Source organism: Pseudomonas hydrolytica (genome assembly GCF_021495345.1).
GTDB lineage: Bacteria > Pseudomonadota > Gammaproteobacteria > Pseudomonadales > Pseudomonadaceae > Aquipseudomonas > Aquipseudomonas hydrolytica.
The window spans coordinates 4,249,400-4,266,408 of sequence record NZ_CP099397.1; the positions used below are offsets into that span (position 1 = coordinate 4,249,400).

Below are 17,009 nucleotides of genomic sequence, written 5' to 3' on the forward strand. Positions count from 1 at the left end.
ATGTTCGAATGGCTCGCTGGTTTTCTCGATCAAGTCATCGCCTTCTTCCAATTCGTTTGGGACTTCCTCAGCTCCGGCATCTACGACTTCGTCAAAGACGGCCTCGTCCTGCTCACCAAAGCCGCGATCTATTCCTGGGTGCAAGTGCAACTGCTCGCCCTGGAAGTCGCCTATGAAGCGGCCCAAGGGGTCATGGATGACATCGGCCTAGCCGAAGCCGTGCGTGAGCGCTGGGGTGCACTGCCTGCCGAGGTGGTCAACGCGCTTAACTTCTTCGGCATCCCCCAGGCGCTGAACATCCTCTTCTCGGCGCTCTCCACCCGCTTCGCCCTCAAGTTCGTACCGTTCATAGGGCGTTAACCATGTCGATCAAAATCCACCACGGCCCCAACGGCTCCTACAAGACCAGCGGCGCCATTCAAGACGACGCCGTACCGGCCCTCAAAGAGGGTCGCTTGATCATCACCAACGTGCGTGGTTTCACCCTGGAGCGGGTGCTGCAGGTCATGCCCGATCTGCCGGAGTCGGTCGACATCATCAACCTCGACCTGGAACAACAAGCCGACATGGAGCGCATGCGCACCTGGTTCCAGTGGGCACCCCGCGGCGCCTTCATCATCTTCGATGAAACCCAGCTCGTCTTCCCCAAAGCCTGGCGCGAACGCGACCTCGAGCGCTTCGATTTCCCAGGCGGCTCCGAAGCCGCCCAGGCCGCTGACCGGCCCATGAACTGGCTCGACGGCTGGACCCGCCACCGCCACTGGAACTGGGACGTGGTGCTCACCACCCCCAACATCAGCTACATCCGCGACGACATCCGCATGACCTGCGAGATGGCCTACAAGCATTCCAACCTCGCCGTCATCGGCATCAAAGGTCGCTACAAGGAGGCCCAGCATGACGCCCAGCTCAACCGGCCACCCGCCGAAGGCACCATCATTGAATACAAGCGAATCAAGCAGGAGACCTTCCGGCTCTACCAATCCACCGCCACCGGAAAAACCCAGGACACCAAAGCCGGAAAGAGCCTGCTCAAGTCGCCGAAGCTACTTTTTCTACTGGCATTTATTGCCTGCCTGTTTGTCGCTCTACTATCTCTCGGCACACCTAAGTTCGGCGCTCCTAGCAGCGCTCAAGCCCCTGCGCTCGATGCTGCTCCAGCTGCTGCGCCCGGTGTGGCGAGTCCTGCGCTTCCTGCTGATACGCGTCTTGATGCTGCTGGTGATCTTCTGGTTAACCAGCCGCCTGATGTACTGGCTGGTGAGCTGAACCACCCCTTTGCCCCGCGAACCTTTGCGGTTCGTGCACTGATGATCGCCCAGGCCGAAGGCAAGAACAGAGAGCTAGGCCTGTTCGACGTGATCGACAGCGACGGCCAGGTGCTCGGTCAGTCCCTGGCCGACCTTCGCCAGCTTGGCTACCTCGTGCGCATCCTCAGCCCCTGCATGGCCCATATCAGCCACCCCATGGGCTACTCCGGGCACGTCATGTGCCGTGGCCGACCGCCACAGCGAGACAGCAGTGGCAACCGACAGGTAGCCAGTGGCATGTCCGCAGCTTCGCCCGTCCGCTCGGATGGCCTCAGCCGCTCACCGTCTACCAGCGCTGGCACTCCGGTCGCGTCAGCAAGGATTCTGGCTACCAGTACAAGCTGCAAAACGCTGACCTGGGGATCATCCTGCTGGTGAAGAACTTCAACGCCAAAATCGAGAACATCGGCCCACACCTGAAAATCGAGGTATCTCCGCATGCTATCGACGCTTTCTCGCCCGAGCGCCTGCAAGAGCGCCTGGACTACTACGCCAGCCACGTACTGACCAACGTCGAACGCAACCAATGCGCCGTTCATCTCGCGCTAGACCTGCAAGGATGGCAACCGCCCGCTGATCTGGTCGCCCGCATGCACTGCCGCGCACGCGCTGCCCGCGATATCTCTGGCATCAAGGAAATTCAGTGGACGCTGGAGTCTGCCACCTACGGCAAAGGCCAGTCCTACCTGTTCGGCTCCGCTGGTGGTGTCCAGCTCGGTATCTACAACAAGACCGAACAGGCCCGCTCCATCGACAAGCTCGACTACTGGGAGAACGTCTGGAAGCGTCGCGACAGCTTCGATGAAACCGACCCGGACAACTACAACCCTGATCAAGATGTGTGGCGCGTAGAGCTGCGTTATCACCACTCAGTCATCCAGCAATTCGCCTCCGGCTCGTTCGATCTGCACAGCGGCCAGACCATCGAAACCAACAGCTACGCTGCCTTCGCTCCGCACCTAGACGGCCTGTGGCGCTATGGCCTACGCCAATTCAAGCTGCTGGCTCGCCCTGGCTACTTCGAACCCATTTGGACACTGATCCGTGATGACGTGCGCGTGGATCTGCCGGTGGATTCCCTGGTGGATGAAACCGAGTACAAGCGCCAATACAAGACGTCTCGGGGCTTCTCGGGGAAGAACGTCGAGCTATTCCTGGGAAACTTCGTCAGCCTGCTGGCACGGGAGCGAGTGGGCGCTAGGCGAGCATTTCACCGGCTCAAGGATTGGGAGTGCTGGCCAGTGATCCGCGACCACTATGCCGCCAAGGGCATGGATGAAGACGGCCTGTATAAGCACATCAAGGGCATCCTAGAAGAACGGCATGTGCGCTGGGGGCGTGCTGTATGACGGCCAGGAAAGACGGCAATACCTGGACCGCTGACTTCTACGAAAACGGTCGCTCGGGTCGCCGCATTCGCAAGAAGGGCTTCAAGACCAAAGCCGCAGCCCAGCGCTATGAATCGGAGTTCTTCGCCAGCCTGACCAGAACCGGCCGACCGCTCGATGATCGCCTGTCGGATCTGGTGACGCTCTGGCATGACCTGCACGGCTGCTCGCTAAAGGACGCCAAGTATCGTTTGGCGCGGACATTGGCGACCGTCGAACGCCTGGGCGATCCAATGGCCTCCAACTTCGATGCCCTCGCCTGGGCACGCTATCGCCAGTCTCGCCTCAAGGATGTAAGCCCGCATACCGTCAATCACGAACAGCGTTACCTGTCGGCGGTCTTCTCCGAACTGATCCGCCTGGGTGCCTGGGTCGGCAACAACCCGTTGGCCAAGGTTCGTCAGATCAAGACCGACCAAACCGAGCTGACGTTTCTGACCCTGCAACAAGTCGAACAACTGCTGGAAGAGTGCAAGCGCTCGACCAACAACCACACCTATCCAGTTGCGCTGATCTGCTTGGCCACGGGGGCACGATGGGATGAAGCCGAGTCGCTGCAACGCGGTGCCATCTTCGGCGGCAAGGCCCACTTTCACAGAACGAAAAACCGCCAGTCCCGGTCGGTGCCCATCCCCAAAGAGGTCGAAGAGATTGCCTTAAAGGTGGGGATGCCTGGGAATGGCAGACTGTTCATGCCTTGCCGGTCGGCATTTCGATCTGCCTACCTGCGTTGCGGCTTCCATACACCGGGCCAGATGACCCATATCCTGCGACACACCTTCGCCAGCCATTACATGATGGGTGGTGGCGACATCCTGGGCTTGCAACGCATTCTCGGGCACTCGTCCATCACAATGACCATGCGTTATGCCCACCTGTCACCGGATCATCTGGAATCAGCGCTTCGGCTCTCCCCTCTCAATCAGAGCGGTCATGCCGTGGTATGCATGTAACCTGCATGCAGGTATGCTATCAATGATTGCACTGAATCCACAGGAGGTAGCCATGGCCGCTATCACTATTCGAAACCTCGACGACGACTTGAAAGCCCAGCTGCGTATTGTCGCGGCTAGCCACGGTCGCTCCATGGAAGAAGAGGTCCGGTTCATCATTCGGCAGGCTCTGTCACGTCAAGAAAAGCGTGGCGGCTTGGGCAGTCGTATTCACTCCCGCTTTGCCGCTGTCGGTGGGGCTGACCTTGAGCTGCCAGAACGCAAAACCAAAGCCCGAGCCGCGAGCTTTGATGAATGATCCTGCTTGATACCAACGTGCTGTCGGAACTCATGCGTGCCAAGCCTGCGCCTCAGGTTCTGGAGTGGGTTGACGCTCAGCCTGTCGGGGATCTGGTAATCACCTCGATCACCGTTGCGGAAATTCTCTATGGCATTGCCAGGATGCCGGACGGGAAACGCAAGCAGGGACTGCTCGATGTAGCCTCGGTCATGTTCGATGAAGACTTCGCGGGCAATATCCTGCCGTTCGATGCAGATGCCGCTGTGCATTACGCAGAGATAGCCGCAGAAACCGAGGCTAAAGGGCGGGTGGTTGATATGGCCGATGCGCAGATCGCTGCAATCGGTCGGCTACATGATGCCGTGATCGCAACTCGCAATATTCGCCACTTCGAAACGCTAGGCGTTGCCCTGGTAGATCCCTGGAGCAATTAGCCAGGATCAGCCGCTGTAGACAGGGTGTAGTCACTCTGTAGTCACTACCCCAGAAACGACAAAGGGCTAGCCTAAGCTAACCCTTTGAAAAATATGGTGGCTACACCGGGACTTGAACCTGGGACATCAGCATTATGAATGCTGCGCTCTAACCGACTGAGCTATGTAGCCAACGTGGCGCGCATTTTCCGCGTCTCGCCTACCGCTGTCAACCCCAGATCATCGATAAATTTACGTTTTATCAAGCGGTTAGGCTTCGGTGGTGGTAACGCCCGCTACAGCTCGCTTCTGAGCCTGCGGCACAGCTTTGAACCGCTCGAACGGCGCTTGCGGGGCGATCGGGCGATGCCGGAAAATTCGTCGGCAATCGGCTGCAGCGCCGCCGCGCTGGCCCATGAACCAGGAGAACACCTTGAGAGCGAGAGACGACTTCGACGATCTGCGTGCGGAACGCGATGTGCCCACTCATTATCGGCACGAGCCCAACCGCTTCGCCGGGCTGTGGAAGCAGATCGCGATTGGGATCGTGGTCGGCTACAGCGTGCTGGGCATCATCAGCGCGGTTGTCTGGATGCTTGTGGCCCAGGTCGCACTGAGCAGCCTGTCGATCACCCTACCCTAACGTCCGCACCACTGCCCCTCACAGGGCACACCGTCGTTGTCACCGTCCATTCTGGTGCCAGGGCAGTTGCTCAGAAAGAAAATGGCTTCGGCACAGGAGGTCATCTGCGAGCAATGAGTGCGGCCATCGCAGCGGTATGGGTTGCCGGCGACCTGGGCAGCTGGTTGGCTGATGGAAGACGACGGGCGCAGGCTGTCGAGCGAGAAAGCCGAGCCTGGCTGGGTGACCACCGGGTTGCCCATTACCGAGCCGTCGTTGGCGATGTTGCTGATCACCGGGCTGCCGGGTTTGCTCAGGTAGAACTGCCAGAAGGCTGCACCGAGCAGCAGCATGACGAGCAGCTTTTTCATCGCGCGATCCTTGCTTGGCCTGTAATGGCTGACAGTATCGTCGTGCTCGGAATCCTTGGCGAGACTTGAGCACTGGCGCTCTTGCCATCCCCTGCCGGCCTCTGCATCCTGCGCCATTGTTTTCGCTCAGAGCCCGTCATGACGCCTATCCAGAATCTCGGCCTGGCACTATTCGTGCTGCTGTCCATCGGTATCGCCATCGGTCACAAGACCGAATGTGCAGATGGCCGAGTGGTGGAAACCTACCTGGCCAAGGGGCTGGCTTCGCAATTGCTCGGCCATGACCTGTGCCAACAACCCTGAATCCAAAGCTCATTAAGGAAGATGTGATGAAGAAATTCGCCTCGCTCGTCAGCTTCACCCTGCTGGGTGCCTGCGCCAATCTGGGTTCGCAGCCGCCGGTGCCGGTCACTTCGCCTGTGGTGCAGGCGTTTCGCGACATCTGTCTGCAGACGGCGCCAAGCTTCGCCGAGGCGCACAGCGTGGCGCGCCAGCACGGCGTCAGCGAAGTCACCGACATGGGCTTTGCCACCATCGGCTTCAATGCCGACAAGAGCCTGGGCATCCAGGTCAAGGCCGGTCATGAGTGTGTGGTCACCAGCGAGGTGCAGGAGGATGCGACCCTGACCCGCCAGTTGCTGACTGCCGCGGCGGTGAGCGCAGGCACCACGGTGCCGAGTCGGGTGCCAGTGAAAATGATGATTGCCGGGCAGCAGTTCATCCTGATGCACGACCGCAAGGGCGGCGAAGCCTTTGTGATGCTCAAGCCGGAGTAGCCGGCTCATCACTTGCGCCCCATGCGCCGGTGACCTTCCTTCGAGTGCCTGGGCCAAGGCTGGTGCGCGGTGACGGCGCGCCAATCCGGGTTGGCCGAGTACAGCCCCCAAGGGTCGGAAACCCAGGGCGGCGCGGTTTCGCCGATACTGTCATCGACGTAGATGTCGCGAGTGGGGTGGTAGATGCTGCTGTTATAGGCACCGTAGCGGGTGTAGACGACCGTACGTCCAACCCACTTCTCTTGCACGATGCATGGCACATCGTGCCGACCGACCACGCCAACCAACGCGCGGTCGATTTCCGTTACCACCATGAATGCCTGCACGATGCTGTCCGGGTACACCGCGAGCATCTTGCCGCGCTGCAGGCCATGCAGCGCCTCCACCTCCTCGCTGGTGGCGAGGAATTTGTGGCCGACCATGCCGTTCTGCAAAACCGGCAGAACGCGATCCAGAATGGCCTGGCCAAACCGCGCATTGCCACTGACGTGAAGCTTCCAGCCTTCGTCGGCGATATCCAGCCGATCCGTGAACCACATCCATCCGGACAGGCTTGAGTAGTTTCCGGTATAGGTGAAAGCAGGCATGACGAGCCCTCCTGATTGGCCATGAACGACAGCACTGAAGTTCGAAGGCTAGTCAAGGAGCGGCAGCCCGGCCAGAAGCGCCGCCGAAGGGCGCTTGGAAGTCAGGCCTTACTCGGCCGGGTCGCCAGCAGCAGGCCGCCGAAGATCATCGCGGCGCCAAGCCAGTGATAGAGCTGCAGGCTCTCGTTCAGCAGCACCCAGCCCAGCAGCGCGGTGAACACCGGCATCAGGTAGTTGGTCAGCGCGGCCTTGGCGGCGCCGACCACGCGGATGCCGTGGTTCCAGGCCAGGTAGGCCAGCAGCGAGGCGAACACGGCGGTGTAGGCGATGGCCGAGAGGTTGGCGACGTTCAGCGCCAGCTGCACGCCCTGCGCCAGTTCGTACAGGTAGAACGGCAGAATCAGCGGTACCCCAAGCAGGATGAACACGCCCAGCAGGGCCAGCGGCGGAATAGGCTGCAGGTAGGCGGCCCAGCGCCGCAGCAGCAGCGAATACAACGCCCAGTCCACCACGGCGAGCAACATGATCAGGTCACCCTGATTGAACGACAGGCTGGCCAGACGGCTCCACTGTCCCTGACTGATCAGCACCGCCAGGCCCACCACCGCCACCAGCATGCCCCACCAGGCGCGGCGTGCCGGCCATTCGTTGAGCAATAGCCCGGCGCCGATGAAGGTCACCAGCGGCAGGCAGGTGTTGACCAGCGAGATATTGATCGCCGCGGTGGTTTGCGCGGCGCTGTAGAGCAGCGAATTGTAGCCCGCGATGCCCAGGCCACCGAGCACCAGCAAGCGCCAGCCGGCCTTGGCCACGGCCGCACGATGGCGCCACAGCGGCACGGCCACGAATGGCAGCAGCAGCGCTAACGCCAGGCACCAGCGCCAGAACGACAAGGTGAACGGCGCGATCTCACCGGCGAAGGCACGCGCCACCAGGGCATTGCCGGACCAGCAGAGATTGGCCAGCAACAAGCCGAAGAAAGCCAGCGAGCGGGAATGGTTGAGTGCGTTCATAAAGCAAGCGCCACCCCTACAGGGCGGCGTTTATCTGAAAGGGGTTTGGCCGGTTGTGCGCGGTCACCGAGCGGGGAATGCTGAGCGATCATTGCGTAGCTTCCGAATAGACGGCTTTGCACCATACGGAGGCATTGGAAGCTTGGCAAGGTCGCAGGAGGCATGCGCAGGACGCGCCGGACGCACTAGCCTGGGACCCATGTCAGTTTTCCAGCGTGGCCGACCGCCCATTGAAGCGCATGCGCATTGACGCCAGGCCTCGTAGCGTCCAATCAACCAAGGGCGCCATACACGCGCAAAGGAGAGCCTCACGGCTAGAGGCTGCTACAGCGCACCTTACGCAAACACCTCCAGCCGGCGAACCAGCGAGATACCCTCAGGGCTGAGCTCGGCGCCGTAGGCCAGCACTTCCACACCCGCCGCTCTGGCTTCGCGCAGACCGGCGGCGTAGGCCGGATCGATGTCCTCCGCAGCCCGCACGGCGACGATGCCGGACAGATTCACGCAGTACAGCAGCACGGTACGTACACCTAGGCGCGACAGGGCGGCCAGCTCACGCAGGTGCCGGGCGCCACGCAGCGTCACCGCATCGGGAAAGGCCGCCACGTCGCTGCCATCGAAGCCCAGCGTCACGCTCTTGACCTCGACAAAGACCGGCCCGCTCGGATAATCCAGGCGAAAATCGGCGCGGCTGTTCTCCACACCATAGGGCACCTCGCGCTTGAGCGCGGTGAAGCCGGCCAGCTCGGTGATCAGCCCGGCACGCAGCGCTTCCTCCACCAGGGCATTGGCTCGCGCGGTGTTGATGCAGGCCAGGCGCCCTTGCGGCGTTTCGCTGATTTCCCAACTGCCCGCCAGCTTGCGCTTGGGATCGTTGCTGCGGCCGAACCACACCCGACAACCCTCGCTCATGCAGTTGAGCATCGAACCGGTGTTGGCGCAGTGAATGGTCATCGGCTCGCCGCTGGCGGTCTCGATATCGGCGAGAAAGCGCTTGTAGCGGCGTAGCAGGCGGCCTTCTTCCAACGGCGGATCAAAGCGCATCGGGGTTCCAGCTCTTCAAGCCGCGGGCGATGCGTTCGACCGCCTGCTGCAGGCGGTCGATGTTCTGCGTGTAGGCAAAGCGCACATGATGCCCGGCCTGGTAGCGACCGAAATCCAGGCCCGGGGTAAACGCCACGTGCTCGGTTTCGATGAAGTGGCGGCAGAAGGCGAAGGCATCGCCACCGAAGGCGCTGATATCGGCATATAGATAGAAGGCGCCCTCGGGCGTGGCGGCGATGCCGAAGCCCAGCTCGCGCAGGGCCGGTAGCAGATAGTCGCGGCGGCGCTGAAACTCGTGGCGACGCTCTTCGAGGATGGCCAGGGTCGCGGGCTCGAAGCAGGCCAGCGCGGCATGCTGAGCCATGCTCGGCGCGCTGATGTAGAGGTTCTGCGCCAGCTTCTCCAGCTCAGGCACGGCGTTCTCCGGCGCCACCAGCCAACCCAGGCGCCAGCCCGTCATGCCGAAATATTTGGAGAAACTGTTGAGCACGAAGGCCTCGTCATCTACCTCCAGCACGCTGGCGGCGTCGCAACCGTAGGTCAGGCCGTGGTAGATCTCGTCCACCACCAGATGGCCACCGCGCTGCTTGATGCAGCCGGCCAGGGCGGCCAGTTCATCCTTGTGCAGCAGGGTGCCGGTGGGGTTGGCCGGCGAGGCGACCAGCGCCCCGACGCTGCTCGAATCCCAGTACCGCTCGACCAGTTGCGGGGTCAGCTGATAACGCACGTCGGGGCCGACCGGCACCAGCTGTGCGGCGCCTTCCACCAGGCGCAGGAAGTGACGGTTGCAGGGATAACCGGGGTCGGCGAGCAACCAGTGCTTGCCCGGATCGACCAGCAGGCTGGCCGCCAGCAGCAGCGCACCGGAACCGCCCGGGGTGACCAGAATGCGCTGGGGGTCTACGCTCAAGCGGTAACGCTCGGCGTAGAAGCCGGCGATGGCCTCGCGCAGCTGCGGCAGGCCACGCGCGGCGGTATAGCGGGTATGCCCGGCAGCCAGGGCCGCCTGGCCGGCGCGGATGATCGGCTCTGCCGTGGTGAAGTCCGGCTCGCCGATTTCCAGGTGGATGACGTCGTGACCGGCGGCCTGCAGCTCGTTGGCGCGGGCCAGCAGGGCCATCACATGAAAGGGTTCGATGGCGCGACTGCGCGCACTGTAGAGCTGAGCCATGGGCCTGCCTTCACGGTTGCAAGGCGCGGATTCTAGCAGGGCAGGCGCGCGCCTCGGCAGGGGTCGTGCAGGCCGTTTCGCTTGCGGCCCGTGCTCATGCAGCTTTCGTTCACACCCTGGGCGAAGCAGAGACAACCGGGAGTAGCGCGCCCCGATTCGATCTGGTAAGTTCGCCCGCTTGCAGCCGCAGGGCCGGACAACCGCCTGGCAATGGAATAACCTGCGCGATGGATTCGAAAGAGTGAGAGGCGTCATCCATGCCCACAAAAGAAAAAGCCAAAAGCACCAGCCAGCTGATTCGTGGTTTCGAGCCTTATCAAGAGAAGAAAGGCGAGGAATACATGAGCGAGCCGATGCGCGCTCACTTCACCAGCATCCTCAACAAGTGGAAGCTGGAGCTGATGCAGGAAGTCGACCGTACCGTGCACCACATGCAGGACGAAGCGGCCAACTTCCCCGATCCGGCCGACCGCGCCAGCCAGGAAGAAGAGTTCAGCCTGGAGCTGCGTGCCCGTGATCGCGAGCGCAAGCTGATCAAGAAGATCGACGAGACCCTGCAGCTGATCGAAGACAACGAGTACGGCTGGTGCGACTCCTGCGGCGTCGAGATCGGCATTCGCCGCCTCGAAGCCCGCCCGACCGCGACCCTGTGCATCGACTGCAAGACGCTGGCGGAAATCAAGGAAAAGCAGATCGGTTCCTGATCTGACGACGGGGCGCTTAGGCGCCCCGCTCTGTTTCTGGCCTTCGCTTCATGAACACAGCCTATATCGGGCGCTTCGCCCCCACGCCCAGCGGCTATCTGCACTTCGGCTCGCTGGTCGCCGCCCTCGCCTCCTACCTCGATGCCCGCGCCGTTGGCGGCCGCTGGCTGCTGCGCATGGAGGATCTCGACCCACCCCGGGAGGTACCCGGCGCCCAGGATGCGATCCTGCGCACCCTGGAGTGCTACGGTTTCGAGTGGGATGGCGAGTTGGTGCGCCAGAGTGAGCGGCACGCCGAATACGCCGCCGTGATCGCCCGCCTGCTCAGTCAGGGCCTGGCCTATGCCTGCATCTGCTCACGCAAGCAGCTGGAAGGCTACGCCGGTATCTACCCGGGGTTCTGCCGCGATGCCGGCCACCCCGACCAGGACGCGGCGATCCGCCTGCGCGTGCCCGAGCTGGCCTATCACTTCGTCGACCGCGTGCAGGGCGAATTTCGCCAGCACCTGGGGCGCGAGGTGGGCGACTTCGTCATTCGCCGGCGCGACGGCCTGTTCGCCTATCAGCTGGCGGTAGTGCTGGACGATGCCTGGCAGGGTGTCACCGATGTGGTGCGCGGTGCCGACCTGCTCGACTCCACGCCGCGCCAGCTGTATCTGCAGGAGCTGCTCGGGCTGCCACAACCGCGCTACCTGCACGTGCCGCTGATCATCCAGCCCGATGGCCACAAGCTGGGCAAGAGCTACCGCTCGCCACCGCTGCCCGCCGACCAGGCCGGACCTCTGCTGCTGCGCGCCCTGCGTGCCCTGGGCCAGCAACCGCCCACCGAACTGCAAGGCGCCGCTCCGGCCGAGCTGCTGAGCTGGGGCCGCGCCAACTGGGACGCCACGCGCATTCCGCGCAGCCGCACCCTGGCAGAAGCGCAATTGAGGTAGGGTGCGCCGCGCGCACCAGTGCCTTGAGAAAACCTCGCACGGCCTCGGTGCGCACGGCGCACCCTACCCCGGCTTCAAGTTTGTGGCTTGAAACGCGCGGCATCCTTTACCATCGCGGCATCGTTCGACGAGATGCCACATGTATATCTACCGACTGGTTCTGATCCTGGTGGTGGGGATCTACCTGTTCTCCCCAGCCATCATGGACTGGTGGATCGACCCCAACGGCGCGTGGTATCGGCCCTATCTGCTGTGGCTGATCCTGATCGTCGTCACCTTCATTCTTCAGAGCCAACGCGATGCTGACGAGCTTTAGCCTGAGCGAACTGATCCTGATCAGCGCCGGCTATCTGCTGGTGCTGTTCGGCGTTGCCTGGGTCAGCGAACACGGTCTGATCCCGCGTTGGATCATCCGCCATCCGCTGACCTACACCCTGTCACTGGGCGTCTACGCCAGCGCCTGGGCCTTCTACGGCACGGTGGGCCTGGCCTATCAGTACGGCTACGGCTTTCTTGCCAGCTACCTCGGGGTGTCCGGTGCCTTCCTGCTGGCACCGGTGCTGCTTTATCCGATCCTGCGCATCACCCGCACCTACCAGTTGTCGTCGCTGGCCGACCTGATCGCCTTCCGCTTTCGCAGCACCTGGGCGGGTGTGCTGACCACTCTGTTCATGCTGATCGGCGTACTGCCGCTGCTGGCCCTGCAGATTCAGGCGGTGGCCGACTCCATCGGCATCCTCAGCCGCGAGCCGCTGCAGGAGAAGGTGGCGCTGAGCTACTGCGGGCTGATCATCCTCTTCACCATTCTCTTCGGCGCACGCCATATCGCCACGCGCGAGAAACACGAGGGTCTGGTGTTCGCCATCGCCTTCGAATCGCTGGTCAAGCTGGTCGCCCTCGGCGTCATCGGCTGGTATGCGCTGTACCAGGTGTTCGGCGGCCCACGTGAACTGGAACTGTGGCTGGTGCAGAACCAGGCGGCGCTGGCCACGCTGCACACGCCGCTGCAGGAAGGTCCGTGGCGCACCCTGCTGCTGGTGTTCTTCGCCTCGGCCATCGTCATGCCGCACATGTATCACATGACCTTCACCGAGAACCTCAATCCACGCGCCATGGTCAGCGCCAGCTGGGGCCTGCCGCTGTTCCTGCTGCTGATGAGCCTGGCCGTGCCGCTGATCCTCTGGGCCGGCCTCAAGCTCGGCGCCACCACCAACCCGGAATACTTCACCCTGGGCCTGGGCATCGCGGTGAACAGCGAGGCGCTGGCGCTGCTCGCCTATGTCGGCGGCCTGTCGGCTTCCAGCGGCCTGATCATCGTCAGCACCCTGGCACTGTCCGGCATGGCGCTGAACCACCTGGTGCTGCCGCTGTACCAGCCACCGGCCGAAGGCAACATCTACCGCTGGCTGAAGTGGACCCGCCGCGCGCTGATCGCCTTCATCATCATGGCCGGTTACGGCTTCTACCTGCTGCTCGGTGCCCAGCAGGACCTGGCCAACCTGGGCATCGTCGCCTTCGTCGCCACCCTGCAGTTCCTGCCTGGCGTGCTCTCGGTGCTGTACTGGCAGACGGCCAATCGCCGCGGTTTCCTCGCCGGGCTGCTGGCCGGAATCAGCGTCTGGGCGCTGACCATGCTGCTGCCGCTGCTGGGCAATCTGGAAGGCTTCTACCTGCCGCTGTTCAACGTGGTCTACGTGCTCGACGACGCCAGCTGGCACCTGGCGGCGATCGCCTCGCTGGCCGCCAACGTGCTGGTGTTCACCCTGGTTTCGCTGTTCACCGAAGCCAGCCCCGAGGAAAAGAGCGCCGCCGAAGCCTGCGCGGTGGACAACGTGCGCCGCCCGCAGCGCCGCGAACTGGTGGCGGTATCGCCACAGGACTTCGCCGCCCAGCTGGCCAAACCGCTGGGCGCCAAGACCGCCCAGCGCGAGGTGGAGCAGGCCCTGCGCGACCTGCACCTGCCCTTCGACGAGGGCCGCCCCTACGCGCTGCGTCGCCTGCGCGACCGCATCGAAGCCAACCTCTCCGGCCTGATGGGACCGAGCGTGGCGCAGGACATCGTCGAGACCTTCCTGCCCTACAAATCCGGCAGCGAGGGCTACGTCACCGAGGACATCCACTTCATCGAAAGCCGCCTGGAGGATTACCAGTCGCGCCTCACCGGCCTGGCCGCCGAACTCGACGCGCTGCGCCGCTACCACCGCCAGACCCTGCAGGAACTGCCGATGGGCGTGTGCTCGCTGGCCAAGGATCAGGAGATCCTGATGTGGAACCGGGCCATGGAAGAGCTCACCGAGATTCCCGCGCAGCGCATCGTCGGCTCGCGCCTGTCGGCCCTGGCCGAACCCTGGCAGAGCCTACTGCAGGATTTCATCGAGCGTCCTGATCAACACCTGCACAAACAGCACCTGGCCGTCGATGGCCAGATCCGCTGGCTCAACCTGCACAAGGCCGCCATCGACGAGCCGCTGGCCCCCGGCAATAGCGGCCTGGTGCTGCTGGTCGAGGACCAGACCGAAACCCAGATGCTCGAAGACAAGCTGGTGCACTCCGAGCGCCTGGCCAGCATCGGCCGCCTGGCTGCCGGCGTGGCCCACGAGATCGGCAATCCCATCACCGGCATCGCCTGCCTGGCGCAGAACCTGCGTGAAGAGCGCGAGACCGACGCCGAGCTGGCCGAAATCAGCGGGCAGATACTGGAACAGACCAAGCGCGTCTCGCGCATCGTCCAGTCGCTGATGAGCTTCGCCCACTCCGGGGGCCACCAGCATAGCGACGAGCCGGTGTGCCTGGCCGACGTGGCCCAGGACGCCATCGGCCTGCTGTCGCTGAACAAGCGCAACTTCGAGATCCAGTTCTACAACCTCTGCGACCCGGAACACTGGGCCGAGGGCGATCCGCAGCGTCTGGCGCAGGTGCTGATCAACCTGCTGTCCAACGCCCGCGACGCCTCGCCACCCGGCGGCGCCATCCGCGTGCGCAGCGAGGCCAGCGAACATACCGTCGACCTGATCGTCGAGGACGAAGGCAGCGGCATTCCCAAGGCGATCATCGATCGCCTGTTCGAGCCGTTCTTCACCACCAAGGACCCCGGCGAGGGGACCGGCCTGGGCCTCGCGCTGGTCTATTCGATCGTGGAAGAGCATTATGGACAAATAACAATCGACAGCCCGGCCGACCCCGAGCGCCAACTGGGCACTCGCATCAGGGTCACCCTGCCAAGGCATGTCGAGGCGACGTCCGTAGCGATGTAAACAGCGAGAGAGGGTGCCAGCGGCACCTCCGTGACCGTCGAGAGACCGAATTGATGCCACATATTCTTATCGTCGAAGACGAAACCATTATCCGCTCTGCCTTGCGCCGCCTGCTCGAACGCAATCAGTACCAGGTCAGCGAAGCCGGCTCGGTACAGGAGGCCCAGGAGCGCTACAGCATTCCCACCTTCGACCTGATCGTCAGCGATCTGCGCCTGCCCGGCGCCCCCGGCACCGAACTGATCAAGCTGGCCGAAGGCACGCCGGTGCTGATCATGACCAGCTACGCCAGCCTGCGCTCGGCGGTGGACTCGATGAAGATGGGCGCGGTGGACTACATCGCCAAACCCTTCGACCACGACGAGATGCTCCAGGCCGTGGCCCGCATCCTGCGCGACCGCCAGGAAGCCAAGAGCGCACCGGCGCCAGCTGCCGCCGGCAACGCGCGCAGTGGCAGTGCCGAGAAGACGGCAGACAACGCCAACGGCGAGATCGGCATCATCGGCTCCTGCGCCGCCATGCAGGAGCTCTACAGCAAGATTCGCAAGGTCGCCCCCACCGACTCCAACGTGCTGGTGCAGGGCGAATCCGGAACCGGCAAGGAGCTGGTGGCGCGTGCCCTGCACAACCTCTCCAAGCGCGCCAAGGCGCCGCTGATTTCGGTGAACTGCGCGGCCATTCCGGAAACCCTGATCGAGTCCGAACTGTTCGGCCACGAGAAAGGCGCCTTCACCGGCGCCAGCGCCGGACGCGCCGGCCTGGTGGAAGCGGCCGATGGCGGCACCCTGTTCCTCGACGAGATCGGCGAACTGCCGCTGGAAGCCCAGGCGCGCCTGCTGCGCGTGCTGCAGGAAGGCGAGATTCGCCGGGTCGGCTCGGTGCAGTCGCAGAAGGTCGACGTACGCCTGATCGCCGCCACTCACCGCGACCTCAAGACCCTGGCCAAGACCGGCCAGTTCCGCGAAGACCTCTACTACCGCCTGCACGTCATCGCCCTGAAGCTGCCGGCGCTGCGCGAGCGCGGCAGCGACGTCAGCGAAATCGCCCAGGCCTTTCTGGTGCGCCAGTGCACGCGCATGGGGCGCGAGCCTCTGCGCTTCGCCCAGGATGCCGAACAGGCCATCCGCCATTATCCCTGGCCGGGCAACGTGCGCGAGCTGGAGAACGCCATCGAGCGCGCGGTGATCCTCTGCGAGGGCGCGGAGATTTCTGCCGACCTGCTGGGCATCGACATCGAGCTGGACGATCTGGACGATGACGACTTCGGCCTGCCCGCGGTAGCCGGCCAGAGCGCCGGCAACAGCCACGAACCGACCGAGGACCTGTCGCTGGAGGACTATTTCCAGCACTTCGTCCTCGAACATCAGGATCACATGACCGAAACCGAGCTGGCGCGCAAGCTGGGCATCAGCCGCAAGTGTCTGTGGGAACGTCGCCAGCGCCTGGGCATCCCGCGGCGCAAATCCGGCGTGACCAGTGGGCCTTGACGTCGCATCCAGGATGACAACCTCATCCTGCGCAGGTTCTACAGGTTGTTACCGAACCAATATCTCGTAACAAAAGCCGGGTCTAAAGGTAACGGAAACCCGGCTTTTTTCTACCCTCCCGATCACGTCGCATTGCCGCAAACCCTTGATTTAAAAGGAATCGCAAAAACTGGCACGGCATCTGCTTTATCTCTGGCACAACAACAATAACAAGCAATGCCCTACACAATAAGAACAAGACGCAACGACTCCAGAACAACAAAAACAACAAGGACGGAGGCGCAGCTAACTGATTCTTTTGGAGAGGAGTTGCCGCAAGGGGTTCTGCCCCTGCAACCAGACCGAGAACAACAAAACTGCCTTCAGGCAGCACCCGAACTGGTTGATTAATGGCAGCATCAGCGTCCAAAGAAATCCGTTTGCTATTGGCTCCCCACTCTAGGGAGCACCCGGTGAGCCACGGCGAGCCGGGAAGGGCCAAACAACAAGAACAACAGGCCCTCAATAACAACAAAAACAAAGCACGCACCAACTTGGGGGGGAGCTTCGGCTCCCCCAGTAGCTTCCGCTCCACGGATCCCCGCCTGCCGCTTTACACATCTTCTCCCGACACGATGCTAGAATCCGCAGCAAACATGCGGTCATCGTTTCGCAGACCGTTGAAAAACATTGACGAGGCAGCCAGAACACGGCCAGCACAA

The 17,009-nt window shown here is 62.9% G+C and carries 18 protein-coding genes, 1 tRNA gene and 1 pseudogene; 14 read left to right on the forward strand and 6 right to left on the reverse strand.

Annotated elements, in window-relative coordinates; genetic code table 11:
• The 6 genes and pseudogenes from L1F06_RS19935 to L1F06_RS19960 all read left to right on the forward strand — a co-directional run bounded on the left by L1F06_RS19935 (position 1) and on the right by L1F06_RS19960 (position 4,365).
• Entirely contained in the window at positions 1 to 360 is a 360-nt protein-coding gene (locus L1F06_RS19935) for a DUF2523 family protein (RefSeq protein ID WP_129481800.1), read from the forward strand.
• Positions 361 to 362: 2 nt separating this feature from the next.
• A complete protein-coding gene (locus L1F06_RS19940; RefSeq protein ID WP_129481801.1) occupies positions 363 to 1,688 on the forward strand; it encodes a zonular occludens toxin domain-containing protein in 1,326 nt (441 codons plus the stop codon).
• Positions 1,601 to 2,659: pseudogene (locus L1F06_RS19945) on the forward strand (hypothetical protein); the annotation flags it as partial. The gene L1F06_RS19940 and the pseudogene L1F06_RS19945, both read left to right, overlap by 88 nt.
• A complete protein-coding gene (locus tag L1F06_RS19950; protein ID WP_129481802.1) occupies positions 2,656 to 3,651 on the forward strand; it encodes a phage integrase in 996 nt (331 codons plus the stop codon). The pseudogene L1F06_RS19945 and the gene L1F06_RS19950, both read left to right, overlap by 4 nt.
• A gap of 52 nt (positions 3,652 to 3,703) precedes the next feature.
• Positions 3,704 to 3,949, forward strand: coding sequence for a FitA-like ribbon-helix-helix domain-containing protein (locus L1F06_RS19955; RefSeq protein WP_011921115.1), 246 nt, complete (start codon positions 3,704 to 3,706; stop codon positions 3,947 to 3,949).
• Entirely contained in the window at positions 3,946 to 4,365 is a 420-nt protein-coding gene (locus L1F06_RS19960; RefSeq protein ID WP_129481803.1) for a type II toxin-antitoxin system VapC family toxin, read from the forward strand. The genes L1F06_RS19955 and L1F06_RS19960 overlap by 4 nt, the downstream gene beginning before the upstream one ends.
• 94 nt (positions 4,366 to 4,459) lie before the next feature.
• Here L1F06_RS19960 and L1F06_RS19965 read toward each other — a convergent pair.
• A tRNA-Met gene (locus tag L1F06_RS19965) sits at positions 4,460 to 4,536 on the reverse strand.
• 223 nt (positions 4,537 to 4,759) lie between these two features.
• On the opposite strand from L1F06_RS19965, the gene L1F06_RS19970 reads away from it, so the two are divergent.
• On the forward strand, positions 4,760 to 4,987 hold the full coding sequence (locus tag L1F06_RS19970; protein WP_003244658.1) for a hypothetical protein: 228 nt from the start codon (positions 4,760 to 4,762) through the stop codon (positions 4,985 to 4,987).
• On the opposite strand, the gene L1F06_RS19975 is transcribed toward L1F06_RS19970, so the two are convergent.
• Entirely contained in the window at positions 4,984 to 5,337 is a 354-nt protein-coding gene (locus L1F06_RS19975; RefSeq protein WP_129481804.1) for an excalibur calcium-binding domain-containing protein, read from the reverse strand. The two genes, L1F06_RS19970 and L1F06_RS19975, sit on opposite strands and share 4 nt — an antisense overlap.
• Before the next feature lie 138 nt (positions 5,338 to 5,475).
• Between L1F06_RS19975 and L1F06_RS19980 the strand changes: the two genes are divergently transcribed.
• Positions 5,476 to 5,640, forward strand: a complete 165-nt coding sequence (locus L1F06_RS19980) for a hypothetical protein (protein WP_096825672.1) — start codon at positions 5,476 to 5,478, stop codon at positions 5,638 to 5,640.
• A gap of 26 nt (positions 5,641 to 5,666) precedes the next feature.
• A complete protein-coding gene (locus tag L1F06_RS19985) occupies positions 5,667 to 6,113 on the forward strand; it encodes a hypothetical protein (RefSeq protein WP_129481805.1) in 447 nt (148 codons plus the stop codon).
• Positions 6,114 to 6,121: 8 nt separating this feature from the next.
• Here L1F06_RS19985 and L1F06_RS19990 read toward each other — a convergent pair whose 3' ends face one another.
• From L1F06_RS19990 to L1F06_RS20005, 4 genes are all read right to left on the reverse strand, one after another.
• Positions 6,122 to 6,700, reverse strand: a complete 579-nt coding sequence (locus L1F06_RS19990) for a class III lanthionine synthetase LanKC N-terminal domain-containing protein (RefSeq protein WP_003244654.1) — start codon at positions 6,698 to 6,700, stop codon at positions 6,122 to 6,124.
• Positions 6,701 to 6,801: 101 nt separating this feature from the next.
• Complete coding sequence (locus tag L1F06_RS19995; protein ID WP_011921109.1) at positions 6,802 to 7,713, reverse strand: DMT family transporter; 912 nt, start codon at positions 7,711 to 7,713, stop codon at positions 6,802 to 6,804.
• 336 nt (positions 7,714 to 8,049) lie between these two features.
• Entirely contained in the window at positions 8,050 to 8,757 is a 708-nt protein-coding gene (gene sfsA / locus L1F06_RS20000; RefSeq protein ID WP_129481806.1) for a DNA/RNA nuclease SfsA, read from the reverse strand.
• Positions 8,747 to 9,928: a pyridoxal phosphate-dependent aminotransferase gene (locus L1F06_RS20005; RefSeq protein WP_129481807.1), complete on the reverse strand. Its 1,182-nt coding sequence runs from the start codon at positions 9,926 to 9,928 to the stop codon at positions 8,747 to 8,749. Before L1F06_RS20005 ends, sfsA begins: the two co-directional genes overlap by 11 nt.
• A gap of 257 nt (positions 9,929 to 10,185) precedes the next feature.
• Here L1F06_RS20005 and dksA point away from each other — a divergent pair, with 257 nt between their 5' ends.
• The 5 genes from dksA (at position 10,186) to L1F06_RS20030 (ending at position 16,308) form a co-directional block, all read left to right on the forward strand.
• Positions 10,186 to 10,632, forward strand: a complete 447-nt coding sequence (gene dksA / locus L1F06_RS20010) for an RNA polymerase-binding protein DksA (protein WP_003244648.1) — start codon at positions 10,186 to 10,188, stop codon at positions 10,630 to 10,632.
• A 50-nt stretch (positions 10,633 to 10,682) separates the two neighbouring features.
• Positions 10,683 to 11,567: a tRNA glutamyl-Q(34) synthetase GluQRS gene (gluQRS, locus tag L1F06_RS20015; RefSeq protein WP_129481808.1), complete on the forward strand. Its 885-nt coding sequence runs from the start codon at positions 10,683 to 10,685 to the stop codon at positions 11,565 to 11,567.
• 139 nt (positions 11,568 to 11,706) lie between these two features.
• A complete protein-coding gene (locus L1F06_RS20020; protein WP_003244646.1) occupies positions 11,707 to 11,883 on the forward strand; it encodes a hypothetical protein in 177 nt (58 codons plus the stop codon).
• Positions 11,867 to 14,821, forward strand: coding sequence for a sensor histidine kinase (locus tag L1F06_RS20025; RefSeq protein WP_129481809.1), 2,955 nt, complete (start codon positions 11,867 to 11,869; stop codon positions 14,819 to 14,821). The genes L1F06_RS20020 and L1F06_RS20025 overlap by 17 nt, the downstream gene beginning before the upstream one ends.
• Positions 14,822 to 14,874: 53 nt before the next feature.
• Complete coding sequence (locus tag L1F06_RS20030; protein WP_012019565.1) at positions 14,875 to 16,308, forward strand: sigma-54-dependent transcriptional regulator; 1,434 nt, start codon at positions 14,875 to 14,877, stop codon at positions 16,306 to 16,308.
• Positions 16,309 to 17,009 lie beyond the last annotated feature (701 nt).